The 18,484-nt window shown below is 71.3% G+C and carries 15 protein-coding genes and 1 pseudogene; 12 read left to right on the top strand and 4 right to left on the bottom strand.

The features are described 5' to 3' along the window. Window positions 1–89 precede the first annotated feature (89 nt). Entirely contained in the window at window positions 90–665 is a 576-nt protein-coding gene (locus FBZ33_RS21475; RefSeq protein WP_141910446.1) for a helix-turn-helix transcriptional regulator, read from the top strand. Next, entirely contained in the window at window positions 662–1,942 is a 1,281-nt protein-coding gene (locus FBZ33_RS21470) for an MFS transporter (protein WP_141910445.1), read from the top strand. The genes FBZ33_RS21475 and FBZ33_RS21470 overlap by 4 nt, the downstream gene beginning before the upstream one ends. 48 nt (window positions 1,943–1,990) lie before the next feature. Here the strand turns inward: FBZ33_RS21470 and FBZ33_RS21465 are convergent, their stop codons facing one another. Further along, complete coding sequence (locus FBZ33_RS21465) at window positions 1,991–2,194, bottom strand: cold-shock protein (RefSeq protein ID WP_007462771.1); 204 nt, start codon at window positions 2,192–2,194, stop codon at window positions 1,991–1,993. A 193-nt stretch (window positions 2,195–2,387) separates the two neighbouring features. Between FBZ33_RS21465 and FBZ33_RS21460 the strand changes: the two genes are divergently transcribed. Both FBZ33_RS21460 and FBZ33_RS21455 read left to right on the top strand, forming a co-directional pair. Further along, complete coding sequence (locus FBZ33_RS21460; RefSeq protein WP_370453033.1) at window positions 2,388–3,071, top strand: methyltransferase; 684 nt, start codon at window positions 2,388–2,390, stop codon at window positions 3,069–3,071. Window positions 3,072–3,173: 102 nt separating this feature from the next. Further along, on the top strand, window positions 3,174–3,782 hold the full coding sequence (locus FBZ33_RS21455; protein WP_099855820.1) for a DedA family protein: 609 nt from the start codon (window positions 3,174–3,176) through the stop codon (window positions 3,780–3,782). A 185-nt stretch (window positions 3,783–3,967) separates the two neighbouring features. Here the strand turns inward: FBZ33_RS21455 and FBZ33_RS21450 are convergent, their stop codons facing one another. Then, window positions 3,968–4,621 carry an MBL fold metallo-hydrolase gene (locus FBZ33_RS21450; protein WP_141910444.1) on the bottom strand — a complete coding sequence of 218 codons (654 nt, stop codon included), beginning with the start codon at window positions 4,619–4,621 and terminating at the stop codon, window positions 3,968–3,970. A gap of 7 nt (window positions 4,622–4,628) precedes the next feature. Next, window positions 4,629–5,345: a maleylpyruvate isomerase family mycothiol-dependent enzyme gene (locus FBZ33_RS21445; protein ID WP_141910443.1), complete on the bottom strand. Its 717-nt coding sequence runs from the start codon at window positions 5,343–5,345 to the stop codon at window positions 4,629–4,631. Between the two features lie 179 nt (window positions 5,346–5,524). Here FBZ33_RS21445 and rsgA point away from each other — a divergent pair, with 179 nt between their 5' ends. The 5 genes and pseudogenes from rsgA to FBZ33_RS21420 all read left to right on the top strand — a co-directional run. After that, entirely contained in the window at window positions 5,525–6,595 is a 1,071-nt protein-coding gene (rsgA, locus tag FBZ33_RS21440) for a ribosome small subunit-dependent GTPase A (RefSeq protein ID WP_141910442.1), read from the top strand. Window positions 6,596–6,868: 273 nt separating this feature from the next. Next, window positions 6,869–9,814 (top strand): excinuclease ABC subunit UvrA, encoded by a 2,946-nt coding sequence (gene uvrA, locus FBZ33_RS21435; RefSeq protein WP_141910441.1) that lies wholly within the window; start codon window positions 6,869–6,871, stop codon window positions 9,812–9,814. Between the two features lie 228 nt (window positions 9,815–10,042). Continuing rightward, window positions 10,043–10,525: a Rieske (2Fe-2S) protein gene (locus FBZ33_RS21430; protein WP_141910440.1), complete on the top strand. Its 483-nt coding sequence runs from the start codon at window positions 10,043–10,045 to the stop codon at window positions 10,523–10,525. 169 nt (window positions 10,526–10,694) lie between these two features. After that, window positions 10,695–12,683: an excinuclease ABC subunit UvrC gene (uvrC, locus tag FBZ33_RS21425; RefSeq protein WP_099855809.1), complete on the top strand. Its 1,989-nt coding sequence runs from the start codon at window positions 10,695–10,697 to the stop codon at window positions 12,681–12,683. Window positions 12,684–12,774: 91 nt separating this feature from the next. Next, window positions 12,775–13,146: pseudogene (locus tag FBZ33_RS21420) on the top strand (C39 family peptidase); the annotation flags it as partial. Between the two features lie 62 nt (window positions 13,147–13,208). Here the strand turns inward: FBZ33_RS21420 and recQ are convergent. Then, complete coding sequence (recQ, locus tag FBZ33_RS21415; protein WP_141910439.1) at window positions 13,209–15,050, bottom strand: DNA helicase RecQ; 1,842 nt, start codon at window positions 15,048–15,050, stop codon at window positions 13,209–13,211. A 171-nt stretch (window positions 15,051–15,221) separates the two neighbouring features. Here recQ and rapZ point away from each other — a divergent pair, with 171 nt between their 5' ends. Genes rapZ through whiA form a run of 3 tightly spaced genes read left to right on the top strand, consistent with a single transcriptional unit; the run spans window position 15,222 to window position 18,310 of the window. After that, complete coding sequence (rapZ, locus tag FBZ33_RS21410; RefSeq protein ID WP_370453032.1) at window positions 15,222–16,154, top strand: RNase adapter RapZ; 933 nt, start codon at window positions 15,222–15,224, stop codon at window positions 16,152–16,154. Next, the gene (locus tag FBZ33_RS21405) at window positions 16,151–17,275 is read left to right on the top strand and encodes a 2-phospho-L-lactate transferase CofD family protein (protein ID WP_141910438.1); all 1,125 of its coding nucleotides are present in this window, start codon (window positions 16,151–16,153) and stop codon (window positions 17,273–17,275) included. Before rapZ ends, FBZ33_RS21405 begins: the two co-directional genes overlap by 4 nt. A gap of 54 nt (window positions 17,276–17,329) precedes the next feature. Next, the gene (gene whiA, locus FBZ33_RS21400; RefSeq protein WP_030337350.1) at window positions 17,330–18,310 is read left to right on the top strand and encodes a DNA-binding protein WhiA; all 981 of its coding nucleotides are present in this window, start codon (window positions 17,330–17,332) and stop codon (window positions 18,308–18,310) included. Window positions 18,311–18,484: the final 174 nt, after the last annotated feature.

Below are 18,484 nucleotides of genomic sequence, written 5' to 3'. Positions count from 1 at the left end.
CGGGCCGCCCCTCTTCGCAGTGCCAGTCCGCAACAGCCGTTGGGCAATAGGTATTGCGCAACGGCTGTTGCGGATGGCATCGTGGCGGTATGGAGACCCCCGCCGTACGCCAGATCACCGACTCGCGGGTGCTGGCCGCCATGGCCCACCCGCTGCGTCGCCGCCTGATGGACGTGCTCAAGGTGCACGGGCCCTCGACTGTCGGTCTGCTCGCCGAACGCACCGACCAGGCACCGGCGAACGTCAGCCACCACCTCAAGGTCCTCGCCGCCGCGGACCTGGTCACCGAGGCCCCCGAGTTGGCCCGCGACCGGCGCGAACGGTGGTGGCGGCTGGTCACCCGAGGGCTGCGCTGGTCCAACACCGACTTCGACGCCGACCCGGCCGCCCGGGCGGTCGCCGACGCCGCCACCTCGCTCAACCTCGACCGGCACGTCGCACTGGCCCGGGCATGGCACGCCGCCGACGAGGCCGAGCAGGCATCCTGGCAGGACGCCGCGTTCTCCACGGACCACTGGCTGCGCCTCACGCCCGAGGAACTGGCCGAGCTGAGCCGCGAGATGATCGGCATCCTCTCGCGCTGGGCCAACCGGGACCTGCCCGACGACGACGCCGAGCGCCGACCGGTCTTCGTGTTCGTCCACGGCGTGCCGGCGCGACCGTGACCGCCGCCACCCGCAGCGACCCGACCCCCGTCCGCCAGGCCGGCGGATTGCTGCGGCACCGCGACTTCCGGCTGCTCTGGACCGGCCAGACGGTCAGCAGCATCGGCAGCAACGTCACCACTGTCGCGCTTCCACTGGTGGCGGTCGCCGTCCTGGACGCCGGCACCTTCCAGGTGGCGGTGCTCACCGCTGCGGCCTGGCTGCCCTGGCTGTTGATCGGCCTGCCGGCCGGCGCGTGGGTGGACCGGCTGGCCCGCCGACCCGTGATGGTGGCGTGCGACCTGTTCCGCGCGCTGCTCTTCCTCAGCGTGCCGCTCGCCGCCGCACTCGACCGGCTCACCGTCTGGCACCTGCTCCTGGTGGCGCTCAGCGCCGGCGTGGCCCGGGTCTTCTTCGAGACAGCCGACCAGGTGTACCTGCCCGTGCTGCTGCGACCCGAGCAACTGCCGGAGGGCAACGCGAAGCTGCACGCCGCCCAGACCGCGAGCTATGTCGTCGGCCCCGGCGTCGCAGGTCTGATCGCCCAGCTCATCGGTGCGGTCACCGCTCTGCTGCTGGACGCGATCAGCTTCCTGGTCTCCGCGGTGTGCCTGCTGCGGATCCGCACCGTCGAACCGCGCGTTCGCCGAGTGGACCAGTCCCGCTCACTGCGCCGCGACATCGCCGAGGGGCTGCGCTTCGTCGCCCGAGACCCGTACCTGCGGGTGCTGACGGTCTTCGGCGCGGCCAGCAACATCGGGCTGACCGGCTACCAGGCCGTCCTGGTGGTCTTCCTGGTCCGTGAGTTGCGTCTCGAACCGGGCCTGGTGGGCGTCCTGATCGCCGTGATGAGCGCCGGAGGGGTCATCGGGGCGTTGCTCGCCACCACGCTGGGCCGGCGCTGCGGCACCGCGCGGGCGCTGCTGATCGGGGCGGCGTTCACCGGCCCGCCGGCTCTGCTCATCCCGCTCGCCGCACCCGGCATCGGGCTGGCCTGGCCAGCCCTCGGAGGTCTGCTGATCGGCCTCGGCGTGGCCATCGGCAACGTCGTCAAGGGTGCCTTCCGGCAGACCTACACGCCGCACCACCTGCTGGGCAGGGTGACGGTGAGCATGCATCTGCTCAACTACGGAACGATCCCGCTGGCGGCCCTGCTGGCCGGTGCGATCGGCGCGCGCTACGGCGTCGCGACAGCAATATTCGTGATGACCGCCTGGTTGGCGCTCACCCCGTTGATTCTGTTGATCGGGCCAATCCGGAGGCGGCGGGACCTGCCCGCCGCCCCGGCGGCGTCTTGAGTGCGCTGCGACGGCGGCCGGAGACCGGCCGCCGTCACCGGCACGGAGCTACATCGGGCGGACGTTGTCCGCCTGCGGACCCTTCTGCCCCTGGGTCACCTCGAACTCGACCTTCTGGCCCTCGTTGAGCTCCCGGTAGCCGCTCGAAGCGATCGCGGAGTAGTGGACGAACACGTCCGGCCCTCCGCCATCCTGCTCGATGAAGCCAAAGCCCTTTTCCGAGTTGAACCACTTAACCGTGCCGGTTGCCATGCATCTCTCCCTGTTCAAAGCGGCTGACCCTCGGCCTCTGGCCGATGATCGCCCGTACCTGTTCGACAGTAACGGGCAAAACCCCGATCCGCTGGCCGAAGTGCCGTAGGTCTTTGTGTGAAGTCGGGTGAACTCTGCGCGGCGGCATGTGAAACCCACCCCGACCACCCGCCGCTGGGGCATGCTTGCGCCGATGACAGGTGCCGCAGCCGACGCGCTGACCGAGCTGGAACGCGAAATCGACGCGCCCGGCGCCGGCCTGGACCGGCTCCGGTTGGTCCCCACCCCGTTCGTGCCCGAGGTGCGGTTGCACCTGGCCGAGGACGCGATCGTCTGGTGGGCCCGAATGGAAGCCGCTGCGGGGCACGCCCTGCCCGCGCCGTACTGGGCGTCCGCCTGGGCTGGTGGCCAGGCACTGGCCCGGCACCTCCTGGACCACCCTGAGCTGGCCGCCGGCCGCCGGGTGCTCGATCTCGCCGCCGGGTCGGGACTGGTCGCCATCGCCGCCGCGCTGGCCGGCGCCACGCAGGTGACCGCCAACGACATCGACCCGTACGCCGTCGCCGCCGTCACGCTCAACGCGCGCGTCAACAGGGTCGCCGTCGACGCCGTTGGGGACGACCTGCTCGACAGCGCCGACCCGAAAGCCGACCTGGTGGTCGCCGGCGACGTCTTCTACGACCGCGAGATGGCCGACCGGATGCTGCCGTTCCTCCAGCGAGCCGCCGCTGCGGGCGCCGATGTGCTGGTCGGAGACCCGGGTCGGGGCCACCTGCCGACGGACCGCCTGACCGTGCTGGCCGACTATCCGGTGCCCACCACCGAACCGTCGGTCGACTCGTCGCTACGCCGGGTGCAGGTGCTGCGACCCGCCTGAGTGCGGACGCCGGCTCAGGGGCGACCCCGAGACCGATACCAGGGGTGCCTGGGGGCTGTAACCGGATGTCCGAAGTGGTGCCGCGGCCATAGCGTACGAGGCATGACGCAATGGCTGGCACAGATCGGTGAACTGCCCGTTCTGCTGCTGATGGGTGCGCTCGGGCTCGTCATGCTCTTCGACGCCGTACCCCTGCTCGGTGTCCTGATCCCCGGCGACGTGGCGATCCTGGCCGCCGTCGGGGTGGGACGCCCGACCACCGGGCTGGCCACGTTCGCCGCGGTCCTGGTCGGCTGCCTGGCCGGCTGGTCGCTGAGCTTCCTCGTCGGCCGCCGCTACGCCGAGCAACTGCGGCACAGCCGGATCGGCGGCTGGATCGGCGAGGCGCGCTGGACGGCGGCGGAGGGCATCCTGCGTCGCGGTGGCGGTCGGATGATGGTCGTCGCGCCGTTCCTGCCCGTGTTCAACGCGCTGCTTCCGCTGGCCGCCGGTGGGCTGCGCATGTCGTACGGTCGATTCCTCGGTTGCGCCGCGATCGGCGCGACCGCCTGGGCCGGTCTCTACCTCGCGCTGGGCACCGCGTCGCGGTCGCTGGCCGGGCTGCTCCCGGGGGACCCCAGCCCGCTGCTGGTCACCATGGGGGTCGGGGTGGTGTTGGCTTCCGTCGTGCTGCTGGGGGCTCGGCGGCGGTTGTTCGCTGTGACTGGCTGAGGCTGTGGTTGCGGTGTGGGGGCGGGGCCTGCCGTGCCCGGCTCCGGGCGGTCAGGCTTGATCCCTGCGCCGGGCACGGCAGGCCCGCCCCCGTTGTGGCTTCGGCTCGTGTGGGCGTTCCGCCGCCGTCGGGGGGTTATCGATCTTGGTGGTTCCTGGTCGACGATGGGTCTTCTGTTTGGCTGTTACCAGCCTCTTGCTTTCCACTGGGGGAGGGCTGGGCGTTCGGCTCCCAGGGTGCTGTCGTTGCCGTGGCCGGGGTAGAACCACGTGTCGTCCGGCAGTTGGTCGAACAGCTTGTGCTCGACGTCGTCGATCAGCGCGGCGAAGCGCTCCGGGTCCTTGTCGGTGTTGCCCACGCCACCTGGGAAAAGGCTGTCCCCGGTGAAGAGGTGCGGGGTGCCGGCCGGATCGCGGTAGAGCAACGCGATCGACCCCGGAGTGTGCCCCTTGATGTGGATGACCTCCAGCGCGCAGTCACCCACCGCCACGGTGTCGCCCTCGGCCAGACGCTCCGCCTCGATCGGCAGCCCGGCGGCGTCGTCGGCGTGCACCAGCGCCCGGGCGCCGGTCTTGGCGACCACCTCCTCCAGCGCCACCCAGTGATCCATGTGCTGGTGGGTCGTCACCACGGCGGTGAGGCCACCGTCGCCGATCAGCTCCAGCAGCCGGGGCGCCTCGTTGGCGGCGTCGATCAGCACCTGGTCACCGGTGCCCGTGCAGCGCAGCAGGTAGGCGTTGTTGTCCATCGGGCCCACCGACAACTTGCTGATGGTGAGCCCGTCCAGCTCCCGTACCGCCGGCGCGCCGCCGTGCGTGACGTCTCCGCTGTATGTCATGACGTTTCTAGATCCATTCCGGTGGAGTAGGCAGGGGACCGTCGGGCGTGACGGAGAGCGGTTCGCCGTCGGCGCGGCCGATCAGCCAGGCGGCGAGGTCGAAAACAGGACCGGTGACGATCGGGGCGCCGTCCCGGTCGCCGAGCACCACGTCGTGCTCGCTCCCGTCCAGGCGTAGCACCATCGACGGTGGTGTCGGCCCCATGGCGTGATGTCTGGCAGCCTCGCGCAGCAGTCGGTGTGCGAACGTCTCCGACCAGTCGGCGGGCCGGTAGTCGGCGGCCAGGTCGAGGTGGTGCACCTCGATCTCCCGCAGCCGACCCCAGACGAGCAGCGCGGCCGGCCACGGGCCCTTACGCGCCTGCACCGTCGCCGCCCACGCCTCGCCGGGCATCGCCTCGACCGCCTCGGCGAACAGGTCGGCGGTGCGGCGAAGGTCGTCCAGATGCTCGGCGGGCGGGCGGCCCGAGCCGGCGTCGATGTCCGCGGTGCGGGCCGCCAACGACGAGTACATCGCCAGCGCCTGCCCGGTGCGGGCCGCGGTGAGCAGGTTGACGAAACCATCGGCGTTGCGAGCCACGTGCGCCAGCACATGGCCGCGCGTCCAGCCCGGGAGTAGCGACGGGGCCGCCAGGTCGGCGGCGTCGAAAGAAGCGGCGGTACGCAGAAGTCGGCTGGTGGCCGCGTCCACCTCGCCCATCAGCAGCAGCGGGTCCGTGGTCACCCGTCGACCCTAGCGGTCCGCCGTCAAGACGTCGCCGGGGAAATCGCTTTCGGCGCGTCGGCGCGCGACCTACCGTCAGCGGCAGACGCGGCACCGGGACATCGGACGGAGGTGGTTGATCATGCCGGACGTGGCACGCGTGTTCCGCCATCACCAGCTTCGACACCGATGAGGATGCCATGACGATCGATCTGACCGCCCTCGGCTGGGACGCCGAGCGGGCGGCGTACGCCGAACGACGCGGCGAGCACCACCCGGGTCGGGTGGCCCGGGTGGACCGGGGTGTCTGCACGGTGCTCACCGCGACCGGCCCGCTCCGGGCCAGCCTGGGCGGGGCGGTGCTCGCCGCCGCCGCCCGGGACCCGTCCGCGCTGCCCTGCGCCGGGGACTGGGTCCTGCTCACCCACTGGCCGGACCGCCGCGTCACAGTGGAGGCCGTGCTGCCCCGCCGGGGCGCGCTGATCCGGCGTACCGCTGGCAAGGACGCCAGCGGCCAGGTGCTGGCCGCCAACCTCGACGCGGCCGCCGTGGTGGAACCCGTACACCCCGAGCCGGACGTGGGCCGGATCGAACGGTTGCTCGCCCTGGCCCACGAGTCCGGAGCCCGACCGCTGGTGGTGCTGACGAAGGCCGACCTCGCGGCGGACCCGGCCGCGCTGGCCCGCCAACTCGCCGCGATCGCGCCCGGAGTGCCGGTGCTGCCGGTCAGCGCCGAGCATGGCATCGGGCTGGACCCGCTGCGCGCCGAGGTGACGCCCGGCCGCACGCTCGGCCTGCTCGGGCCCTCCGGTGCCGGCAAGTCCAGCCTGGTCAACGCCCTCGCCGGCACCGTGGTGATGCCGACACAGGCGATCCGCCGCGTCGACGGCAAGGGTCGGCACACCACCACCTGGCGGGCCCTCGTACCGATCCCCGGCGGGGGCGCGGTGATCGACACCCCCGGTGTGCGGGCGGTCGGCCTGCTGGACGGCGCGGCCGGGCTCGACCGGGCGTTCGCCGACATCGCCGGGCTGGCCGAGGGCTGCCGGTACGCCGACTGCGGGCACGACGGCGAGCCCGCCTGCGCGGTCCGCGACGCGCTGCACACCGGGGAGCTCTCCACCCGTCGGTGGGAGAGCTGGCGGCGACTCCAGGGCGAGGTTGCCCACGAGAGCCGACGGCGGGAGGCGCGGGTGGCGGCGGAGCGGCGCGGCGGATGGCGGTCGGCTCGACGACGGACGGCCCGGCCGCCGTCGCCCGGGGGCTACTGACCAGCGGCCGGCGTTCTGCGCGGTCGAAGGCTTGTGGCTCCGGGCGGCCGAGGCTTGTGGCTCTGCGCTGGCGGACCTGCCACCCGGCGCGATCTTGGACCTTGACGCGGTGCGGCCGACCGGGCTGAGCTGGGGGAATGTGCGGGCGGGGGAAAGTGTCATACCTCGGGGCTAGAGTTGCCGAGGCGTGTTTTCCGCGCCCGCACGACCGCTCACAATCACCCAGAGCGGGACAGATCCTTCGCTTCGTCTTCTCCCGGGAGTACACGCACTGTGGCCGACCGACTGATCATCCGTGGCGCGCGCGAGCACAACCTGCGTGACGTCAGTCTCGACCTGCCCCGGGACGCACTCATCGTGTTCACCGGGCTGTCCGGGTCGGGCAAGTCGAGCCTGGCCTTCGACACGATCTTCGCCGAGGGGCAGCGCCGCTACGTCGAGTCGCTCTCGTCGTACGCCCGGCAGTTCCTCGGCCAGATGGACAAGCCAGACGTCGACTTCATCGAGGGTCTGAGCCCCGCCGTCTCGATCGACCAGAAGTCGACCTCGCGCAACCCGCGCTCGACCGTCGGCACCATCACCGAGGTCTACGACTACCTGCGGCTGCTCTACGCCCGCATCGGTGAGCCGCACTGCCCGGTCTGCGGTGAGCGGATCTCCCGGCAGAGCCCTCAGCAGATCGTCGACCGGGTCCTCGCGATGGCCGAGGGCACCAAGTTCATGGTGCTCGCGCCGGTCATCCGCGGCCGCAAGGGCGAGTACGTCGACCTCTTCGCCGAGCTGCAGGCCAAGGGCTACGCCCGGGCCCGCGTCGACGGCGTGGTGCACCCGCTGACCGAGCCGCCGAAGCTCAAGAAGCAGGAGAAGCACACCATCGAGGTGGTGATCGACCGGCTCACCGTCAAGCCCAGCGCCAAGCAGCGGCTGACCGACTCGGTCGAGGCCGCCCTGGGCCTGTCCAGTGGCCTGGTGCTGCTCGACTTCGTCGACCTCCCCGAGGACGACCCGGACCGGGAGCGCCGCTACTCCGAGCACCTGGCCTGCCCCAACGACCACCCGCTGGCCATCGAGGATCTCGAGCCCCGGGTCTTCTCCTTCAACGCCCCGTACGGCGCCTGCCCGGAGTGCACCGGCCTGGGCACCAAGAAGGAGGTCGACCCGGAGCTGCTGGTCCCCGACCCGGAGCGCTGCCTGCGCGAGGGCGCCATCCAGCCCTGGTCCACCGGGCACAACCTGGAATACTTCCTGCGCCTGCTGGAGGCTCTCGGCGAGGCCCAGCACTTCGACGTCGACACCCCGTGGCGGGCGTTGCCGGCGCGGGCGCAGAAGACGATCCTGCACGGCTCCGACGACCAGGTGCACGTGCGCTACCGCAACAAGTACGGCCGCGAGCGCTCCTACTACACCGGCTTCGAGGGCGTGGTGCAGTGGATCGAGCGCCGGCACTCCGACACGGAGTCCGAGTGGTCCCGCGACAAGTACGAGGGCTACATGCGCGACGTGCCGTGTGCGGCGTGCGGCGGCGCCCGGCTCAAGCCCGAGGTGCTCGCGGTCACCCTGGCCGGCAAGAGCATCGCCGAGGTCTGCAACCTGTCCGTGGGGGAGTGCGCCGACCTGCTCGCCGGCATCGAGCTGACCGACCGGCAGAAGATGATCGCCGAGCGGGTCCTCAAGGAGATCAACGCCCGGCTGCGGTTCCTGCTCGACGTCGGTCTGGACTACCTCTCCCTGGACCGGCCGGCCGGCACGCTGTCCGGCGGCGAGGCACAGCGCATCCGGCTGGCCACCCAGATCGGCTCCGGCCTGGTGGGCGTGCTCTACGTGCTCGACGAGCCGTCGATCGGGCTGCACCAGCGTGACAACCACCGCCTGATCGAGACCCTGATCCGGCTGCGCGGGCTGGGCAACACGCTGATCGTGGTGGAGCACGACGAGGACACCATCCGCACCGCCGACTGGATCGTCGACATCGGGCCCGGCGCCGGTGAGCACGGCGGCAAGATCGTGCACAGCGGCTCGGTGCCGGCACTGCTGAAGAACAAGGAGTCGATCACCGGGGCATACCTGTCCGGGCGTCGCTCCATCCCGACGCCGTCGACGCGCCGCCCGCAGGATGCGGCACGGGAGCTGGTGGTGCACGGCGCGCGCGAGCACAACCTGCGCAACTTGACCGTCTCGTTCCCGCTGGGCCAGCTCATCGCGGTCACCGGGGTCAGTGGCTCGGGCAAGTCGACGCTGGTCAACGACATCCTGTACGCCGTGCTGGCCAACCAGATCAACGGCGCCCGACTGGTGCCCGGCCGGCACACCCGGGTCTCCGGTCTGGAGCACGTGGACAAGGTCGTCGGCGTGGACCAGTCGCCGATCGGCCGTACGCCGCGCTCCAACCCGGCCACCTACACCGGGGTCTGGGACCACGTCCGCAAGCTCTTCGCCGAGACCACCGAGGCGAAGGTTCGGGGGTACGGCCCGGGTCGGTTCTCCTTCAACGTCAAGGGTGGGCGCTGCGAGGCGTGCTCCGGTGACGGCACGATCAAGATCGAGATGAACTTCCTGCCTGACGTGTACGTCCCCTGCGAGGTCTGCAAGGGCGCCCGGTACAACCGGGAGACCCTGGAAGTGCACTACAAGGGCAAGACCGTCTCGGACGTGCTGGAGATGCCGATCGAGGAGGCCGCCGAGTTCTTCTCCGCCATCCCGGCCATCCACCGGCACCTCAAGACCCTGGTCGACGTCGGCCTGGGCTACGTACGCCTCGGTCAGCCCGCGCCCACCCTTTCCGGCGGTGAGGCGCAGCGGGTCAAGCTCGCGTCCGAGCTGCAGAAGCGCTCCACCGGGCGGACGGTCTACGTGCTCGACGAGCCGACCACCGGTCTGCACTTCGAGGACATCCGCAAGCTGCTGATGGTGCTGGAGGGTCTGGTCGACAAGGGCAACACGGTGATCACCATCGAGCACAACCTCGACGTGATCAAGACGGCCGACTGGCTCATCGACATGGGTCCGGAGGGGGGTCACCGGGGCGGCACCGTGCTCGCCACCGGCACCCCCGAGGAGGTCGCCGAGGTGGCCGAGAGCCACACCGGCGAGTTCCTGCGCCAGGTGCTCAAGCTCGACGGCAAGGCCAAGGGCGCGGCCGCCGCCACCACGCGGGCGGCCAAGGCCAACGGTGTGACCAAGGCGCGGACCAGCCGAAAGGTGGCGGCCAGCGCCCGCTGACCTCGACTTCCCGAGGGCAGGTCCGGCTGGGTTTGGTGTGGCGGCTGCGGGGCGGGTCCGATCGGGTTCGTGCGCGTCCATCGCGGCGCGGGCGAGCCGGTCCGGAGCCCGCCCCGTCCCATTTCCTGGGTCGGACAGATGCTGCGGTGAACCATCCGGCACAGTTGCCCGTGTGGAGAAGTGTGACCGGCTTTCGGACCGGCGCGGCGGGCTAGAGAGAGGCGAGGCATGAGTGACGATCAGGCGCTGACCGGTCCGGGTACGCAGACACGTCGTACCCTGCTCACCGGTGTCGGGGCGGTCGGCGCGGCCGTCGTCCTGGCTGCCTGCGGCAGCGACGACGGCAGCGGCAGCGACACCCCCACCAGTGGCGGCCCCGCCGTCCCCAGCACCGGTGACGCTGGCGGCGGCGACCGGCAGGGCTCCCAGTCGCTGGCCACCACCGCCGACATCCCGGTCGGTGGCGGCAAGGTCCTCGCCGCCGAGGGCGTGGTCATCACCCAGCCGAGCGCCGGCCAGTTCAAGGGATTCGACCCGATCTGCACCCACCAGAACTGCCCGGTCACGAACGTCGACGGCGGCACCATCAACTGCACCTGCCACGGCAGCAAGTTCTCGATCGAGGACGGCTCGGTGAAGGCCGGCCCGGCCACCAAGCCGCTGCCGCCGAAGAACATCAAGGTCACCGGCGACCAGATCTCGCTCGCCTGACCGTCCGGGGGCGGCGACCGCACCCGGCCAGGCGTGTCCGGCCGGCCTGATCGACTCGCGTTTCGGAAAGTCGGGGTGTCCGCGATCCTTCGACACCCCGACTTCCCGGAAGCCGAGTCGATCTAGAGCTTGAGTTGGGCTGTCGGTGCTGCGGACTAGGCTTGCTGACGTGGCTGACCCCTCGACCTACCGCCCCGCACCCGGCACCATCCCGGAGCTACCAGGGGTCTACCGCTTTCGCGACGGCACCGGCCGGGTGATCTACGTCGGCAAGGCGAGAAACCTGCGCAGCCGGCTCAACTCCTATTTCGGCGATGTCTGGAACCTGCACGAGCGCACGCGGCAGATGGTCACCACCGCCGAGTCGGTGGACTGGATCACCGTCGGCACCGAGGTCGAGGCGCTCCAGCAGGAGTTCACCTGGATCAAGCAGTACGACCCCCGGTTCAACGTCCGCTACCGCGACGACAAGTCGTACCCCTATCTGGCCGTGACCCTCAACGAGGAATACCCACGGCTCCAGGTGATGCGTGGTGCCAAGCGCAAGGGGGTGCGCTACTTCGGTCCGTACTCGCACGCCTGGGCCATCCGGGAGACCCTCGACCTGCTGCTGCGGGTGTTCCCCGCCCGGACGTGCTCCGCCGGCGTGTTCAAACGCGCCGGCCAGGTCGGTCGTCCCTGCCTGCTCGGCTACATCGGCAAGTGCTCGGCGCCGTGCGTCGGCACCGTCTCCGCCGACGAACACCGCGCGATCGTGGACGGGTTCTGCGACTTCATGGCCGGGCGCACCGACACCATGGTCCGCAAGATCGAGCGCGAGATGACCGAGGCGAGCGAGCAGCTTGAGTTCGAGCGGGCCGCCAAACTGCGCGACGACGTGGCCGCGCTGCGCCGCGCCATGGAGAAGCAGACCGTGGTGTTGGGCGATGGCACCGACGCCGACGTGGTCGCGTTCGCCGACGACCCGCTCGAGGCGGCCGTGCAGGTCTTCCACGTCCGCGACGGCCGGGTCCGGGGGCAGCGCGGCTGGGTGGTGGAGAAGACCGAGGACCTGACCACCGGCGACCTGGTGCACCACTTCTGCACCCAGGTGTACGGCGGCGAGCACGGCGAGGCCGACGTGCCCCGGGAACTGCTGGTGCCCGAGCTGCCCGCCGACGCCGACGCGCTGGCGGAATGGCTCTCCAACCACCGGGGCAGCCGGGTGTCGCTGCGGGTGCCGCAGCGCGGCGACAAGCGCTCACTGATGGAAACGGTCGAGCGCAACGCCAAGGACGCGCTGGCCCGGCACAAGCTGAAGCGATCCGGTGACCTCACCACCCGGGGCAAGGCACTGGACGAGATCAGCGAAGCACTGGACATGCGCACCTCGCCGTTGCGCATCGAGTGCTTCGACATCTCCCAGATTCAGGGCACCGACGTGGTGGCCAGCATGGTGGTCTTCGAGGACGGGTTGCCCCGCAAGAGCGAATACCGACGGTTCATCGTCCGTGGCGCCACCGACGACCTTTCCGCGATGTCTGAGGTGCTGCGCCGTCGCTTCGCCCGCTACCTGGACGCGCGGGCGGAGACGGGCGAGGTGGGCGTCGAGTCGGCCGACGACCCGATCACCCCGGAAGACGCGGCCGAGCCGCAGATCGGTGTGCTCATCGATCCGACCACCGGCCGGCCGCGGAAGTTCGCGTACCCGCCGCAGTTGGTGGTCGTCGACGGCGGTGCTCCGCAGGTCGCGGCGGCCGCACAGGCCCTTGCCGACCTGGGCATCGACGACGTGGCGTTGTGCGGCCTGGCCAAGCGGCTGGAGGAGGTCTGGCTCCCCGACGACGAGTTCCCGGTCATCCTGCCGCGCACCTCGGAGGGTCTCTACCTGCTGCAACGCATCCGCGACGAGGCCCACCGGTTCGCCATCACCTTCCACCGGCAGCGCCGCTCGAAGCGGATGACCGAGTCGGCACTCGACCACGTCCCCGGCCTCGGCGAGGTGCGGCGCAAGGCGTTGTTGCGGCATTTCGGCTCACTCAAGCGGCTCTCTGCCGCAACGGTCGAGGAGATCACCGAGGTGCCCGGGGTGGGTCGACGCACCGCCGAGGCGATCCTGGCCGCCCTCGACAAGGACACGAAGACCGACGACAGCGCGGAGGCGACCCCCAACACCTGACGCCGCGCCGCGCGGTCTCGGGGTCAGTCGCACGGCACGCATGATCGCGCTCGTAGTGGCCTCGTCGGCGCCGGATGGGGCCTGTTACGTGGCCGGCACCAACTCGATCAACGACATCACCCCGGTGCTGAACAAGGAGACCGGCAAGAACGACGCCTACCGGTCCGTGGAGATCAGCAGCCCGGATGCTGACGCCAAGCAGACCGACAAGCTGCGCGCCGACATCGTCAAGACCGTTGACGACGGCCGGGCCGTGGTCGCCAACATCGCCGGCACCACCACTGACACCGACGGTGGTATCCACTCGTTCGAGGGCGGGCACTACATCAGCGTCGTCGGCTACCGCGACAACGGTCAGATCGTGAAGATCGCCGACTCCGCCGACCCGAACACCGCCTCCTACGAGGTCACCGTCGAGCACCTCGCCGACTGGATCGCCACCCGCGGCTACGCCACCAGCTGACCACGACTGACACGAAGCGAAGGGCCGGACCCCACCACGGGGCCCGGCCCTTCGGCATGTCCTCAGTCCTCGGCGAGGACGGCCAGGATCTGCTCGCCGTACTTGGCGAGCTTGTTCTCGCCGACCCCGCTGACGCCGGACAGCTCGGCAAGCGAGCCCGGCGCGTCACTGGCGATCTGTCGAAGAGTGGCGTCGTGGAAGATGACGTACGCCGGAACGCCCTGCTCTTTGGCGGTGGTCGCCCGCCAGCCACGCAGCCGCTCGAAGAGCGACGCGGCGGCCGGGGTCAGCTCGGCCACGACGGTGGCCGAGCCGCGCGGCTTGGACGAGCGGCTCGAAGCTGGCTTCTCCGGCTCGCGGCGCATCGTGACCGTGCGGCGGCGACCCAGGACGTCGGCACTGGCATCGGTCAGCGCGAGCGTGCCGTAGTCACCCTCGACGGCGAGCAGCCCTTCGGCGAGCAGTTGCCGGACGACGCCCCGCCACTCCGCCTCGCTCAGCTCGGAGCCGATGCCGAAGACGGTCAGCGAGTCGTGACCGTGCTGGCTGATCTTGTCGTTCTGCTTGCCGAGCAGGATGTCGATGCAGTGCCCCGCGCCGAACCGCTGGTTGCGCTCACGGTCGAGACGGAAGACCGCGGAGAGCAACTTCTGGGCGGCGACAGTGCCGTCCCAGGTTTCCGGTGGGGTGAGGCAGGTGTCGCAGTTGCCGCAGACGGCCGTGGACGTCTCGCCGAAGTATTCGAGCAGCTGGACCCGCCGGCAGCGCACCGTCTCGCAGAGGGCGAGCATCGCGTCCAGGTGCGCGGCGAGGTTGCGGCGGTGGGCAAGGTCGCCGTCGGACGTCTCGATCATCTTGCGTTGCTGGACCACGTCCTGCAGCCCGTACGCGAGCCAGGCGGTGGACGGCAGGCCGTCCCGCCCGGCGCGGCCGGTCTCCTGGTAGTAGCCCTCGACGGACTTGGGCAGGTCGAGGTGGGCGACGAACCGCACGTCGGGCTTGTCGATGCCCATGCCGAAGGCGATCGTGGCCACCATCACCAGACCGTCCTCCCGCAGGAAGCGCTGCTGGTTGGCGGCGCGGGTGGCCGCGTCCAGACCCGCGTGGTACGGCAGTGCGGCGACCCCGTTGGCGACGAGGAACTCGGCGGTCTTGTCGACCGAGGCACGGGAGAGGCAGTAGACGATGCCGGCGTCGCCGGGGTGCTCGTCGCGCAGCAGCGTCAGCAGTTGCTTGCGCGGCTCCCGTTTGGGCACGATCCGGTACTGAATGTTGGGCCGGTCGAAGCTCGCCACGAAGTGCCGGGCGTCGTCGAGGTTGAGTCGGGTGGCGATCTCGGTGCGGGTGGCGCTGGTCGCGGTGGCGGTCAACGCGATCCGCGGCACCTCTGGCCACCGCTCGTGCAGCATCGACAGCGCCAGGTAGTCGGGGCGGAAGTCGTGCCCCCACTGGGACACGCAGTGCGCCTCGTCGATCGCGAACAGGGAGATGCGCCCCCGGTCCAGCAGGGCGAGGGTGGACCGGACGCCGAGCGCCTCCGGGGCGAGGTAGAGCAGGTCCAGCTCGCCGGCGACGAAGGCCGCCTCGACCCGACGTCGGGCGTCGAGGGTCTGGGTCGAATTGAGGAACCCGGCGCGGACGCCGACGGCGGTGAGCGCGTCCACCTGGTCCTGCATGAGGGCGATCAGTGGGGAGACGACGACCGCGACGCCGTCGCGGACCAGGGCCGGGATCTGGTAGCACAGCGACTTGCCACCACCGGTGGGCATCAGCACCAGCGCGTCGCCGCCGGCGACCACGTGATCGATCACGTCCTGCTGGAAACCGCGGAAGGCGTCGTAGCCGAACACCCGGCGCAGCACCGGCAGCGCGTCCTCGGTACGCAGGTCGGTGGGGGAAGCCATCCGCGGAGTCTACGAGCCCACCCCGACACCGCCGACCCGGCGCACCCGAGCGAAGGGTGTTCACCCCACGACCCGTGGCGGGTGCGCGGGCTTGCGCCGGTGGCGGGATAGAGTCGCTGATTGACCAATCGCGGCCAACGGAGGCCGCGGCGCCACGGCTTGGGGGTACGGGTGAGCGAGGCGCGGACAACCGGTGACCGGATCGACGACCCGGCGGCGGTCGACGGGCAGGTGACGGCCGAGTCGGAGACCACACTCGTGGTCGTCACCGGCCTCTCCGGCGGTGGCCGCAGCACGGTTGCCAGGGCGTTGGAGAACGTCGGCTACTACGTGGTCGACAACCTCCCGCAGGCACTGATGCTGGACATGGCCGAGCTGGCGTTCAAGGCGGGCGGGGCCGCTCGGCGCACCGCCATGGTGCTGGACGTGCGGTCCCGGGCCTTCTCCACGGACCTGGCCGGGGCGATCCGTGAGCTCAAGGACCGTGGGTTCTCGCCCCGGGTGGTCTTCGTCGACGCCGACGACGAGGTGTTGATCCGACGGTTCGAGAGCGTGCGCCGGTCGCATCCGCTTCAGGGCGACGGACGGCTGGCCGACGGCATCGCCGTGGAGCGCGGTCTGCTGGAGGAGGCGCGCGACCAGGCCGACGTGATCGTCGACACCAGCCACCTGAACGTCAACCAGCTCCGTCGGCGCATCGAGGAGCTGTTCGGCGGCGAGGACGCCCGCCGGCTGCGGGTCACCGTGCTGTCGTTCGGCTTCAAGTACGGTCTGCCGCCGGACGCCGACTTCGTGCTGGACGCCCGCTTCCTGCCCAATCCGTACTGGGTGCCGGAGCTGCGCGAGCACACCGGTCGGGAGGAGGCGGTCAGCGCGTACGTGCTGGGTCAGGAGGGTGCGGACGCCTTCGTCGCCTCGTACGCCGACCTGGTCAACGCCACCACCGCCGGCTTCGAGCGGGAGGGTAAGCGCTACCTCACGGTCGCCGTGGGCTGTACCGGCGGCAAGCACCGCAGCGTGGCCATCGCCGAGGAGCTGGCCGGGCGGTTGCGCCACTCCGGGTTGGCGGCCAACGCCCAGCACCGCGATCTGGGGCGGGAATGACGGCCCGGCGGGTGGTGGCGTTCGGCGGCGGGCACGGGCTGTCCGCCTCGCTGCGCGCGCTGCGTCACTGCGCCCCCGAACTCGACCTCGACATCACCGCTGTGGTCACCGTGGGTGACGACGGGGGTTCCAGTGGCCGGTTGCGAGCTGAGCGGGGCGGTCTGCCCCCGGGTGATCTGCGTCAGGCGCTGGTGGCGCTGGCCGGGGATCACCCGGCGACCCGGCGCAGCGCCGGGCTGTTCCAGCACCGCTTCGCCGCCGTGCCGGCCGGCGTACCCCCGCTCGGCGAAGCCGACCCGGCCCCGGCGGCGACCGACCGCCGCAACCCCGACCCGCGCGACCAGGGCGCAAACAGCCAGGGCCCAGACGACCGGGGCGCCGACGGTCCCGGCGCGACCGTCCCCGGCGCTGAGCGGGCGAGCGCCCGCGCCGACGGGCTGGCCGGGCACGCGGTGGGCAACCTCGTGCTCTGCGGCCTCATGGAGATGCTGGGCGACCCGGTGGCCGCGCTGGAGCACGCCGGCGCGATGCTGGGCACTGTCGGCCGGGTGCTGCCGATGTCCCGTCAGCCGGTCGGCATCGAGGCGCAGGTCCGAGGTGTCGACCCGGCCGCCCCCGACGAGGTACGCACCGTGCGCGGCCAGCACCAGGTGGCGGTCACCACCGGGCGGGTCGAGTCGCTGCGCCTCACCCCGTCCGCCCCGCCGGCCTGCGCCGAGGTGATCGAGGCGATCAGGGCGGCGGACTGGTTGATCTTCGGGCCAGGCAGCTGGTACACCAGCGTTCTCCCGCACCTGCTGGTGCCGCAGTTGGCCGACGCTATCGTGTCCACCTCGGCCCGGCGGTTGGTCACGTTGAACCTCGCGGCCGAGAAGGAAACCCTCGGGCTCTCCGTCGCCGATCATCTCGCGGCGCTGCACTGGTACCTGCCCGAGCTCAAGGTGGATCTCGTGCTCGCCGACGCCAAGGCGGTGGGTGACCCCGAACCGGTCGAACGTGCGGCAGAATCGCTGGGTGCCCGCCTGGTCCTCGCCCCTGTCGCCGTCACCGGTGGCACTCCCCGCCATGATCCGGCTGCCCTGGGCGCCGCACTGGTGCCTGTCCTGGGTGCCGATCGTTAGACACGTACGTAATCTCCGGCGACACGCCGGAACCGGTCCGTGAGGGGACGCACAATGGCGATGACGGCCGCGGTCAAGGACGAGCTGAGTCGGGTCGACGTGCCCAAGCCCTGCTGTCGGCGGGCGGAGATGGCCGCACTGCTGCGCTTCGCCGGCGGGCTGCACATCGTCTCCGGCCGCGTGGTGGTGGAGGCTGAACTGGACACCGGGGCGGTGGCCCGACGGCTGCGCCGGGAGATCGCGGAGGTCTACGGGTACCCGAGCGAGATCCACGTGCTGGCCTCCGGTGGGCTGCGCAAGGGCAGCCACTTCATCGTGCGCGTGGTCAAGGACGGCGAGGCTCTCGCCCGGCAGACCGGCCTGCTCGACGTGCGGGGTCGTCCGGTGCGCGGGCTGCCCCCGCACGTGGTGGCGGCGAACGTCTGCTGCGCGGTCTCCGCCTGGCGGGGCGCGTTCATGGCGCACGGCTCGCTCACCGAGCCCGGCCGCTCCAGCGCCCTGGAGATCACCTGCCCGGGGCCGGAGTCGGCGCTGGCGCTGGTCGGCGCGGCCCGCCGGATCGGCATCACCGCCAAGAACCGTGAGGTACGCGGGGTGGACCGGGTGGTGGTCAAGGACGGCGACGCCATCGCCGCGCTGCTCACCCGGATCGGGGCGCACTCCAGCGTGCTGGCCTGGGAGGAGCGTCGGGTGCGCCGCGAGGTGCGGGCCACCGCCAACCGGCTGGCCAACTTCGACGACGCCAACCTGCGTCGCTCGGCGCGCGCGGCGGTCGCCGCCGCCGCCCGGGTCACCCGTGCGCTGGAGATCCTCGCCGACGAGGCGCCCAACCACCTGACCGACGCCGGGCGGCTGCGCCTGGAGCACCGGCAGGCCTCGCTGGAGGAGTTGGGCGCGCTGGCCGACCCTCCGCTGACCAAGGACGCCATCGCCGGGCGGATCCGCCGGCTCCTGGCGTTGGCCGACAAGCGGGCCCGGGACCTCGGCATCCCGGATACGGAAGCAGCCGTCACGCCCGACATGCTCGTGGTCTGATAGGACGGTGGGGCCGCACGGTGCGCCCGGGGCACTACCCGGCGCAGCGGGGTCTCGCACGCTCGGATAGGGTCGCTGCGTACGGCAAGGGGGCCGACACAGGCACTCCTCGTCGTGCGCACCGCCTCGGGCGGTCAGGTCCTCAGACCGCGGCGGGGTGGCCGAGAAGAACCG

Source organism: Micromonospora sp. A202 (assembly GCF_006715105.1).
GTDB lineage: Bacteria > Actinomycetota > Actinomycetes > Mycobacteriales > Micromonosporaceae > Micromonospora > Micromonospora zamorensis.
This window is presented reverse-complemented; position numbering and strand designations above follow the sequence as displayed.

What these genes read in the sequence shown, in the direction of transcription:
- FBZ33_RS21475 (WP_141910446.1), top strand. Translation starts at nt 90, where the DNA reads ATGGAGACCCCCGCCGTACGCCAGATCACCGACTCGCGGGTGCTGGCC.
- FBZ33_RS21465 (WP_007462771.1), bottom strand. Translation starts at nt 2,194, where the DNA reads ATGGCAACCGGCACGGTTAAGTGGTTCAACTCGGAAAAGGGCTTTGGC.
- FBZ33_RS21460 (WP_370453033.1), top strand. Translation starts at nt 2,388, where the DNA reads ATGACAGGTGCCGCAGCCGACGCGCTGACCGAGCTGGAACGCGAAATC.
- FBZ33_RS21455 (WP_099855820.1), top strand. Translation starts at nt 3,174, where the DNA reads ATGACGCAATGGCTGGCACAGATCGGTGAACTGCCCGTTCTGCTGCTG.
- FBZ33_RS21450 (WP_141910444.1), bottom strand. Translation starts at nt 4,621, where the DNA reads ATGACATACAGCGGAGACGTCACGCACGGCGGCGCGCCGGCGGTACGG.
- rsgA (WP_141910442.1), top strand. Translation starts at nt 5,525, where the DNA reads ATGACGATCGATCTGACCGCCCTCGGCTGGGACGCCGAGCGGGCGGCG.
- FBZ33_RS21430 (WP_141910440.1), top strand. Translation starts at nt 10,043, where the DNA reads ATGAGTGACGATCAGGCGCTGACCGGTCCGGGTACGCAGACACGTCGT.
- recQ (WP_141910439.1), bottom strand. Translation starts at nt 15,050, where the DNA reads ATGGCTTCCCCCACCGACCTGCGTACCGAGGACGCGCTGCCGGTGCTG.
- FBZ33_RS21405 (WP_141910438.1), top strand. Translation starts at nt 16,151, where the DNA reads ATGACGGCCCGGCGGGTGGTGGCGTTCGGCGGCGGGCACGGGCTGTCC.
- whiA (WP_030337350.1), top strand. Translation starts at nt 17,330, where the DNA reads ATGGCGATGACGGCCGCGGTCAAGGACGAGCTGAGTCGGGTCGACGTG.